At 37.6% G+C, this 10,480-nt stretch carries 7 protein-coding genes and 1 pseudogene; all 8 read left to right on the top strand.

The annotated features are described in order from the left end of the window. Positions 1 to 135 precede the first annotated feature (135 nt). Positions 136 to 1,803 carry a ribonuclease J gene (locus AC1DOS_RS14020; protein ID WP_477537994.1) on the top strand — a complete coding sequence of 556 codons (1,668 nt, stop codon included), beginning with the start codon at positions 136 to 138 and terminating at the stop codon, positions 1,801 to 1,803. An 82-nt stretch (positions 1,804 to 1,885) separates the two neighbouring features. Further along, the gene (locus AC1DOS_RS14015; protein ID WP_477537993.1) at positions 1,886 to 4,204 is read left to right on the top strand and encodes a DNA translocase FtsK; all 2,319 of its coding nucleotides are present in this window, start codon (positions 1,886 to 1,888) and stop codon (positions 4,202 to 4,204) included. Positions 4,205 to 4,374: 170 nt separating this feature from the next. Continuing rightward, the gene (locus tag AC1DOS_RS14010) at positions 4,375 to 5,103 is read left to right on the top strand and encodes a GntR family transcriptional regulator (protein WP_108584683.1); all 729 of its coding nucleotides are present in this window, start codon (positions 4,375 to 4,377) and stop codon (positions 5,101 to 5,103) included. A 51-nt stretch (positions 5,104 to 5,154) separates the two neighbouring features. Next, positions 5,155 to 6,216, top strand: a complete 1,062-nt coding sequence (locus AC1DOS_RS14005; RefSeq protein ID WP_108584684.1) for a BMP family lipoprotein — start codon at positions 5,155 to 5,157, stop codon at positions 6,214 to 6,216. A 149-nt stretch (positions 6,217 to 6,365) separates the two neighbouring features. Beyond that, complete coding sequence (locus AC1DOS_RS14000) at positions 6,366 to 7,922, top strand: ABC transporter ATP-binding protein (RefSeq protein WP_477537992.1); 1,557 nt, start codon at positions 6,366 to 6,368, stop codon at positions 7,920 to 7,922. Beyond that, positions 7,915 to 8,964, top strand: coding sequence for an ABC transporter permease (locus AC1DOS_RS13995; RefSeq protein ID WP_108584687.1), 1,050 nt, complete (start codon positions 7,915 to 7,917; stop codon positions 8,962 to 8,964). The genes AC1DOS_RS14000 and AC1DOS_RS13995 overlap by 8 nt, the downstream gene beginning before the upstream one ends. Before the next feature lies 1 nt (position 8,965). After that, a complete protein-coding gene (locus AC1DOS_RS13990) occupies positions 8,966 to 9,925 on the top strand; it encodes an ABC transporter permease (protein ID WP_108584689.1) in 960 nt (319 codons plus the stop codon). A 124-nt stretch (positions 9,926 to 10,049) separates the two neighbouring features. Beyond that, positions 10,050 to 10,480 (top strand): annotated as a pseudogene (locus AC1DOS_RS13985) (EF-P 5-aminopentanol modification-associated protein YfmF); the annotation flags it as partial.

Genomic DNA, 10,480 nt, shown 5'->3' with positions numbered 1-10,480 from the left:
AATGTAGACTGTTCCGCAGTTTGTGGGATTGATTTAAAGTATCTCTTTCGACTTTTAATATTGTACTGTTGTCAGCTGTTCGATATAATGTATTGAAGTGGATAATGTTCGGGTTAATTTTTAGGAGGAAAGCAAGTGACAAAAACAATAAACGAAACCATTCGAATCATCCCCCTCGGTGGAGTTGGGGAAATCGGAAAAGCAATGTATGTAGTAGAAATTGATGAAGAAATTTTTATAGTAGATAGCGGACTTATGTTCCCTGAAAATGAAATGCTTGGAATTGATATAGTAATTCCAGATGTGACGTACTTAGAAGAAAACAAAGCTCGAATAAAAGGAATCTTTTTAACACATGGTCACGAAGATGCAATTGGATCTATTTCGTATTTGCTAAACAAAATTCAAGCTCCAGTATATGGCTCCCGTTTAACAATTGCCTTAGCTAAAGAGCATTTAAAAGAATTACCAGCTGCACAACCTGTGAAATTCTTTGAAGTAACAAATAAAAGCCGCATGAATTTCAAATCAACACACGTTACATTCTTCCACACAACGCATAGTATTCCGGATTCTTTAGGAATTGTATTCCATACTTCGGAAGGTGCAATTGTGCACACGGGTGAATTTAAATTCGATCAAGCAGCAAAAGGAAGCTATCGTCCAGACATAGCTAAAATGGCTGGTCTTGGTGAAGAAGGCGTATTTATCTTGATGTCAGATTCAACAGAAGCAGAACGTCCAGGTTATACTACATCTGAATCTGTCGTTGAAGAACATTTATCTGAAACCTTCCACGGAGCTAAAGGTCGTATTCTTGTATCGTTATATTCTTCAAACTTCATTCGTATCCAACAAGTATTTGACACTGCAATTGAAGCACGACGTAAAGTTGCTGTTGTTGGTAAAACGCTTGAAACCGTATTTGAAGTAGGTAAGCGGTTAGACTATTTACAAGTTGACGAAGAAACGTTAATTTCAATTAAAGATATTGGGAAATATGAAGACCATGAAGTAGTAATCATTGTGTCTGGTACTCAAGGGGAGCCTATAGAAGCTCTTGAAAAAATGGTAAGAAAACACCATAAAGATGTGAAGATTAAAGATACAGATACTGTGTTATTTACATTCACACCTTCTCCAGGTATGGAAGTTGCGATGTTCAAGACGATGAATCAATTAGCAAAAGTAGGAGCAAAAGTATTAACAGCTAGTAAAAAGGTGCATGTTTCTGGTCATGGTAGTCAAGAAGATTTGAAAATGATGTTGAACTTAATGAAACCGAAATTCTTTATCCCAATTCAAGGAGAATTCCGCATGCTTATGGCTCACTCGAAACTTGCTCAAGCAACTGGTTTATCCAAAGCACAAATCTTTATTGCCGATAAAGGTGACATCGTTGAGTATAAGGGTGGAAAAATGCGCATGAGTGGACGCGTACAAGCTGGAAATGTCTTAATAGACGGCATTGGCGTTGGTGATGTAGGGAACATCGTATTGCGCGATCGTAAACTGCTTTCACAAGATGGCATTTTCATTGTGACGATCACATTGAATCGTGCACAAAAGAAAATTGCTTCTGGCCCGGAAATCTTATCTCGCGGATTTGTGTATGTTCGAGAGTCGGAACAACTTATGGAAGAATCAACTGAACTCGCTAAGAAAATAGTTGAAAAATATGTAGCTAAAGAAACATTTGAATGGACAAATATTAAACAAGAAATTCGCGACACTTTGAATTCGTATTTATACCAAAAAACGAAAAGACGTCCAATGATCATCCCGATTATTATGGAATATTAAGGTGATAAAAGCGGAAGGATTTCCACGCCATTTGTACCGGCAGGAAATCCTTTTTCTTTGATAATGAAAGAAGGTGACAAGTATGACAAGTAAAAAGAAAAAAGTGACTAATACGAGAAAAAAACCACCCGAAAAAACACATACACTTATGTTTGAAATTTCTGGCCTTTTATTAATTGGTCTCGGTATCATTACTTTTTTTGAATTAGGTTCAGTTGGATTCGGTTTGTCGTCTGTCGCCCGATTTTTCTTCGGAAATTGGCATTTAGCAGTTGCTTTATTATGTATAGTTATTGCACTTATTATGATGATAAAACGCGCAGTACCTAGTTACAATAACCGAATTATTACTGGATGTTTAAGTATTTTAGCCAGTATGACTCTTTTCAGTCATTTAGTTCTATTTGAGCAATTGTTTCAAGGCGGAGGACTCGTTAGCGATTCGGTTCTTCGAGAAACTTGGAGAATACTTATTGATGGCAATGGCATTGTAAACCGAGATAGCTCCTTAGGTGGCGGGATGATGGGTGCCTTTTTATTCGCATCATTTCATGTTTTATTTGATGCAGGAGGAGCAACAATCGCGGCTTGGTTATTATTAATGATTGGATTAATCTTACTCTCGGGTAAAGCACTAGTTCCATACTTGGCTAGTCAAATACCACAATGGAAGAATAAATGGATGGCCCAGAGAGCATTTAAGAAAAAGAATAAAGAGACAGCAAAACCAAAAGTACAGACAAGAAGTGAAAAGCGTAAAAAAACAGCAAGTATCCCTTCGCATGCACAGGATATGGAAGTAGCAACGACTATGCAAGAACCAGAAGTTGAACATGTTTCACCAATTATATCCGCTTTCACAGAACGTGTTGAAAAAAGAGTGGAAACTAAACCTGAGCCAGAACCCGAACTAGTAGAAACTGAAGAATTAAGTGAAAAAGTGTTTGATGCAGTATCGGAAGCGGTTTTAGAAAATAAAGATTATCAATTACCATCTGCATCAATATTAAATGCACCACCACATAGTGATCAAAGTGGTGAATATTCATTAATTCAAGCAAATGCAAAAAAATTAGAAAAAACATTCCAAAGCTTTGGTGTCAAAGCACGTGTTACACAAGTCCATTTAGGTCCTGCCGTAACAAAGTACGAAGTATTGCCAGACACTGGAGTGAAAGTCAGCAAAATTGTTAGTCTGAGCGATGACTTAGCTTTAGCGCTAGCAGCTCGTGATATTCGAATTGAGGCACCGATACCAGGAAAATCTGCCATTGGAATTGAAGTACCAAATCAAGAGGTTGCGATAGTGAGTTTACGTGAAGTTTTAGATGCCAAAGAAAACAATAAACCTGATTCTAAATTAATGATCGGACTGGGCCGTGATATTACGGGGCAAGCCGTGCTAGCAGAGTTAAATAAAATGCCACATTTACTTGTTGCCGGTTCAACGGGTAGTGGTAAAAGTGTTTGTATTAATGGCATAATCGTCAGTATTATTATGCGAGCGAAACCACACGAAGTCAAAATGATGATGATTGACCCGAAAATGGTTGAATTAAATGTATACAACGGTATTCCACATTTGTTAGCGCCGGTTGTTACAGATCCAAGAAAAGCTTCCCAAGCACTCAAAAAAGTAGTATCAGAAATGGAACGTCGATATGACTTGTTTTCTCATACTGGAATGCGAAACATTGAAGGCTACAATGAACACATAAGAAAATGGAATGAGGAGAACGATGAGAAACATCCAAAACTTCCATATATCGTTGTTATCGTGGATGAGTTAGCAGATTTAATGATGGTTGCTTCTAATGATGTGGAAGATTCAATTACTCGATTAGCTCAGATGGCTCGTGCGGCAGGTATCCATTTAATTATTGCTACACAAAGACCAAGTGTTGATGTCATTACAGGAGTAATCAAAGCCAATATTCCTTCGAGGATTGCATTTGCGGTATCGTCTTCAATTGACTCCAGGACTATACTTGATATGGGAGGAGCGGAAAAATTGTTAGGGCGAGGAGATATGCTGTTTTTAGCAGCTGGGGCTTCGAAGCCAGTTCGCGTACAAGGAGCATTCTTATCTGACCAAGAAGTCGAAAAAGTAGTTGATTTTGCAATTGCTCAACAAAAAGCTCAGTACCAAGAAGAAATGATTCCAACAGAAATTGAAGAAGTATCTAGAGATGAGGAAACAGATGATTTATATGATGAAGCTGTACAACTTGTCACAGATATGCAAACGGCTTCAGTCTCACTTTTGCAAAGAAGATTTCGTATTGGATACTCTCGAGCGGCACGAATAATCGATCAAATGGAAATGCGTGGAGTTGTCGGTGGTTATGAAGGAAGTAAACCAAGACAAGTACTTCAAGGAAAACAAGATGATGGAAATTGATATGGATTATTATGACAAAAAGATTGCAAAAAAAATTAAAATTTTTACGAATCTTTGACTAATTACCCATAAATCTATTTATTTAAACAAATAAAAGTGGTATAGTATGTCTGATTAGTAGGAAAGTTTTACATCAGATGTCTGATCTCTTCTGTTGGTGGTGATTTAGTATGACAATAAAAACAGATCATCGTCATTTGTATCTTCAAGTGATCGATCGTCTTAAAGACGATATTGCAAAAGGTGTATTCAAAGAGAAGGAAAAATTGCCTTCAGAATTTGAACTGGCCAAATCACTTGGAATCAGTCGTGCAACACTTCGTGAAGCACTTAGGCTGTTGGAAGAAGAAAATGTTATCGTAAGACGTCATGGTGTAGGTACATTTGTTAATTCGAAACCAGTTTTCACTTCTGGTATCGAACATTTAACAAGTATCTCCTCTATGATACGGAAAGCTGGCATGGAACCAGGTACTATTTATTTGAGTTCTATGGAAGCGCTTTCGTCTGAAGATGATATAAAACGCTTTCATTGCGAAATAGACGAATCAGTCATTACAATTGAACGTGTAAGGACAGCAAATGGTGAACCAGTTGTCTATTGTGTGGACAAAGTTCCCGCAAAGTATTTGCCTTCTGATTTTTTAAGTAGGCAAGAAGGTTCGATTTTCACAGCAATTGAAGAGTCCGGGGAAATCCGGGTAACTTATGCTGTTACTTTTATCGACCCAACAGGCTACCACGAAGTGGCATCTCCGATTTTAGAGTGTGAACCTGAAACGGCGTTACTAGTTCTGAAGCAATTACATTATAATGACAAAGATCAAGTAGTATTATATTCAAAAAACTATTTTAGAGCTGACAAATTCAGTTTCCATGTAGTCCGTAAAAGGGTGTAAAACATCAAACTTCCTGCTAATATGAAAAAACATTTTTTGGGGGGTCTCAAATTGACAAAGCGTAAATTTGGTTTAGCTTTATCGATGGTATTAGCTGCTAGCACAATTCTAGGTGCATGTGGTGCTGACAAAGAAGAAACTAAAAAAGGTAATGGTGGCGAAGAAAAAAATGATTTTTCTGTAGCAATGGTTACTGATGTTGGTGGAGTAGATGACAAATCATTCAACCAATCAGCTTGGGAAGGTATTAAAGAATTTGGGGCTGACAACGGTCTTGAAAAAGGCGACGGTGGAATTGACTACTTACAATCAAAATCTGATGCTGACTATAACACGAACTTAAACAAATTAGTTCGTCGAGATTTTGATTTAGTTTTTGGTGTTGGGTACAAAATGCAAGAGTCTGTTGAAGAAATTTCTAAACAAAAACAAGATAATAAATTTGCGATTATTGATTCAGTTGTAGATCAACCAAATGTAGCCTCAGTATTATTCAAAGAGCAAGAAGGCTCTTATCTTGCTGGTGTTGCCGCAGCTTTAATGACAAAATCTAAAAAAATTGGTTTCGTTGGCGGCATGGAAAGTGATGTTATCGAACGTTTTGAAGCTGGTTTCCTAGAAGGCGTTAAAGCTGTAGATCCTAGTATTAAAGTTGATGTTCAGTATGCTGGAGCATTTGACAAAGCAGAACTTGGTAAAACAACTGCAAACCGTATGTATTCTTCTGGCGTAGATATTATTTTCCATGCTGCTGGTGGTACTGGTAATGGTGTATTTGCAGAAGCAAAAGAATTAAAAACTAAAAATCCGGATTCTTATGTTTGGGTAATCGGTGTTGACTCTGACCAATATGAAGAAGGCGCAGTTGGTGATACAAATGTTACTTTAACTTCAATGTTAAAACGTGTTGACATTGCTGTACAAGACCTTACTAAATTGGCTATGGAAGACAAATTCCCAGGTGGAGAAACATCTGTTTACGGTTTAGCTGAAGATGGCGTTGCATTAGCGGATTCTCGTGGAGCGATTCCTGAAGATGTTTTAGCTCAAATTGACGAATATGCTAAGAAAATCGCTGATGGCGATGTTGTTGTTCCTGAAACTGTAGAGTAAATAACTTAAATAAGTCATCATAGAGACTGGATACCTGGTCTCTATGATGTTTTTCTTGCCCTTTCAAATTAATAGATGAAAGGTTTTATGATTGAAACCTTTCCTGTATTAATTTTTTTTCATTTAAAAACCTAAGGGAGTGAAATATATTGGAACATGTTATTGAAATGCTCAATATCCGAAAAGAGTTCGGAAATTTTGTAGCTAATGACAACATTACCCTTCAACTAAAAAAAGGTGAAATTCATGCCCTTCTTGGTGAGAATGGTGCAGGAAAATCAACATTAATGAACGTACTCTTTGGACTTTACCAACCAGAAGGCGGAGAAATCCGTGTTCGAGGACAAGAAGTAAAGATTACAGATCCTAATGTAGCGAATAATCTCGGCATAGGGATGGTTCACCAACATTTTATGTTAGTTGAAGATTTTTCCGTTACGGAAAATATTATTTTAGGTAGTGAGCCAACAAAAGGCGGTATGATTTCAGTTAAAGCAGCTGCTAAGAAAGTTCAAGAGCTTTCAGAGCTTTATAATCTGAATGTTGATCCTTACGCAAAAATTGAAGACATTTCCGTTGGTATGCAACAACGCGTAGAAATATTGAAAACATTATATCGAGGCGCTGAAATTTTAATATTTGATGAGCCTACTGCTTCCTTAACACCTCAAGAAATTACTGAATTAATTCAAATCATGCGTCGTTTAATTGAAGAAGGAAAATCCATCATTTTGATTACTCATAAATTAAAAGAAATTATGGATGTTTCTGACCGAGTAACTGTCATTCGTAAAGGTAAAGGGATTGGCACTGTTATTACATGTGAGACTAATCCGAATGACCTTGCATCTCTCATGGTAGGGCGTCAAGTGGAGTTTAAAACTGTTAAAGGTGTCGCAAATCCAACAACTGATGTATTAGAAATTAAAGATTTAGTTGTATGTGATTACCGTGGCGTTGAAAAAGTAAAAAGTCTTAACTTACAAGTTCGCAAAGGTGAAATCGTAGGGATTGCTGGAATAGATGGCAATGGCCAATCAGAATTAATAGAAGCAATCACTGGTTTACGTAAAGTGAAAAGTGGACAAGTTTTCATGAATGGTCAAGAGATTACAGGTCAACGACCACGTAAGGTTACTGAATCAGGCGTTGGTCATATACCTCAAGATCGTCATAAGCATGGACTAGTACTTGATTTCCCAGTAGGACACAATATTGCTTTGCAAACCTATTACTCTAGTCCTAATTCGAAGAATGGCTTCATGGACTATTCAGCGATTTCCAAAAAAGCCAATGAAATTATTCGGAAATATGATGTTCGAACACAAGGAGATCATGAACCTGCAAGAGCACTATCAGGTGGTAACCAGCAAAAAGCGATTATTGGGCGTGAAATCGATAGAGATCCAGATTTATTAATTGCGGCTCTTCCAACACGTGGATTAGACGTAGGAGCAATTGAATTTATTCACCAACGCCTGATTGAGCAACGTGATAAAGGTAAAGCCGTACTATTAATTTCTTTTGAATTAGACGAAGTAATGAACGTATCTGACCGCATTGCGGTAATATACGACGGTCAAATCGTCGATACGCTAGATCCTCTTCAGACGAATGAACAAGAACTTGGTTTGTTAATGGCGGGCCAAACAAAAAATGGCACGCAGTCGACTCAAGTGAAAGAGGAGGGCAGTACTCATGTCTAATCGTTTAGTTAACATTTTAGTACCAGGTGTCTCCGTGATTTTAGGGTTACTGGTTGGAGCAGTTGTTATGATGGTCAGTGGATATGATCCTGTTGAAGGGTATATCGCATTGTGGAACGGTATCTTTGGTGATGCCTATACTATTGGTGAAACAATTCGTCAAATTACACCTTACATACTAGCTGGGCTAGCGGTTGCTTTTGCTTTTCGCACTGGGCTCTTTAATATCGGTGTAGAAGGTCAATTAATCGTAGGTTGGTTTGCGGCAGCATACGTTGGGATTACATTTGATGAGTTGCCAAAAATGATTCACTTGCCACTTGCAATAATTGCAGCTGCATTAGCAGGTGCATTATGGGGCTTCATTCCTGGACTATTAAAAGCCAAATTCAAAGTACACGAAGTAATTGTAACAATCATGATGAACTACATTGCGCTTCACACATCTAATGCTTTAATAAGAGCAGTTTCTGATGGTGGAGACAATACAGGTGGAATTAATCCAACCGCATCTCTTCGCTCTGAGTTTTTAGAAAATATGACAGATTTTTCTCGTTTACACTATGGAATTTTAATTGCACTTGCTATGGTACTAGTAATGTGGTTGATTTTAGAAAAAACAACTCGTGGATTTGAATTGAAAGCAGTAGGGTTAAACCAACATGCTTCAGAATACGCGGGGATGAATGTAAATAAAAATATTATTTTAGCGATGGTTATATCTGGGGCATTTGCTGGTCTAGCTGGCGCAATGGAAGCGCTTGGTACGTTTGGATATGCTTCTGTTAAAGGTGGATTTACAGGAATCGGATTCGACGGTATTGCTGTAGCCCTTCTTGGTGCAAATACACCACTAGGAGTAATATTTGGAGCAACCTTATTTGGCTCACTAAAATATGGAGCAACAAATATGCCGAACGAAGCAGGTATTCCAGAGGAAATAGTGTCTATTATTATAGCAATTATTATTTTCTTTGTAGCATCTGGTTATGTTATTCGTTTATTGCTAGAGCGCTTCAGCAAGAAAAAGGAGGCGAAGTAACATGAGTTTCTTAGAGATACTATATTTCCTTATTCCAGCAGCAATTGCGTATGCAGCACCTCTTATAGTAACAGCCATTGGTGGTGTGTTTTCTGAGCGGTCGGGAGTAGTAAACATCGGTTTAGAAGGACTCATGGTAATGGGAGCCTTCATCGGGATTTTATTCAATTTAACATTTGTTAATGTTTTTGGAGAAAGTACAGAATGGATTGCTCTATTAGCAGCTATGGTTGTTGCAGCACTATTCTCGTTACTACATGCAGTGGCATCCGTGTCGTTTCGTGCTGATCAAGTTGTATCTGGTGTTGCTATTAACTTATTAGCAGTAGCGCTTTGTTTATTCTTAGTTAAAATGATTTACGATAAAGGTCAAACTGATTTTGTTCAAGAGCGATTCTTGCGTGACGATATTCCGTTCTTAAAAGATATTCCAATTTTAGGCCCGATGTTTTTCCAGAACGTCTATTGGACTTCTGTTTTAGCAATTGGGATTGCTATTCTAGCTTGGGTTGTATTGTATTACACTCCATTCGGTCTTCGCTTACGTGCAGTTGGTGAACATCCAATGGCAGCAGATACGATGGGGATAAATGTAACACGTATGCGCTATATTGCCGTAATGATTTCAGGTGGTTTAGCAGGAATTGGTGGGGCGATTTATTCTCAGTCAATTTCGTTAGACTTTGGTCATTCAACGATTAATGGGCAAGGATTCATGGCTTTAGCAGCAATGATTTTTGGTAAATGGCATCCTCTTGGTGCTATGGGTGCAGCCGTATTCTTTGGTTTTGCACAAGCATTAAGTATTGTCGGTGGATCATTGCCGTATATTAGTGAAATTCCAAGTGTTTTCTTGTTAATTTTACCTTATGTATTAACGATTCTTGCTTTGGCTGGTTTCATAGGAAAAGCAAATGCACCAAAAGCTTTAGGAACTCCATATATAAAAGGGAATCGATAAGAATAATAGTAAAGGACTAAGCATTTTGCTTAGTCCTTTTTTGCAGGCAATTTGCAATCATTTACCAGCACCATGTATAGTGAATGTAATGGTATGGCATATTATAGCTATAGGAGGAATTTCAATGTTTCAATCCATCGAATTACAACCAGGTATCCATCTACATATTCGACCAACAGATCAATTTAAAACTGTAAACTTCTCATTCAAATTCAAACATGAATTAACAAACCAATCTGCTTCTGAACGATCGGTACTTGCAAATGTTTTAGTACACAGCAATGAGCAGTTCCCGTCTAATCCTGCATTCCGAAGTTATTTAGATGAACTTTATGGCACTATCTTGTATTTAGATTCAAGTAAAAAAGGTAGTAATCATTATATTACATTACTCGCTGAGACAGTAAATGATCAATATTTATCTACAGATGGCGTACTCGACCAGGTTCTGAATTTATTACAAACTGTGTTATTCCGCCCGAATCTTGAACAAGGGAAATTTAAAGATTCAATAGTTAAGCGGGAAAAAGATTCAGTAATACAACGTATTGAGTC

This window comes from Paenisporosarcina sp. P5_A11 (genome assembly GCF_056400705.1).
This window is presented reverse-complemented; position numbering and strand designations above follow the sequence as displayed.

Bases quoted from the DNA above. Each gene is read 5' to 3' on its own strand.
- AC1DOS_RS13995 (WP_108584687.1), top strand. From the start codon at position 7,915: ATGTCTAATCGTTTAGTTAACATTTTAGTACCAGGTGTCTCCGTGATT.
- AC1DOS_RS13990 (WP_108584689.1), top strand. From the start codon at position 8,966: ATGAGTTTCTTAGAGATACTATATTTCCTTATTCCAGCAGCAATTGCG.
- AC1DOS_RS14015 (WP_477537993.1), top strand. From the start codon at position 1,886: ATGACAAGTAAAAAGAAAAAAGTGACTAATACGAGAAAAAAACCACCC.
- AC1DOS_RS14010 (WP_108584683.1), top strand. From the start codon at position 4,375: ATGACAATAAAAACAGATCATCGTCATTTGTATCTTCAAGTGATCGAT.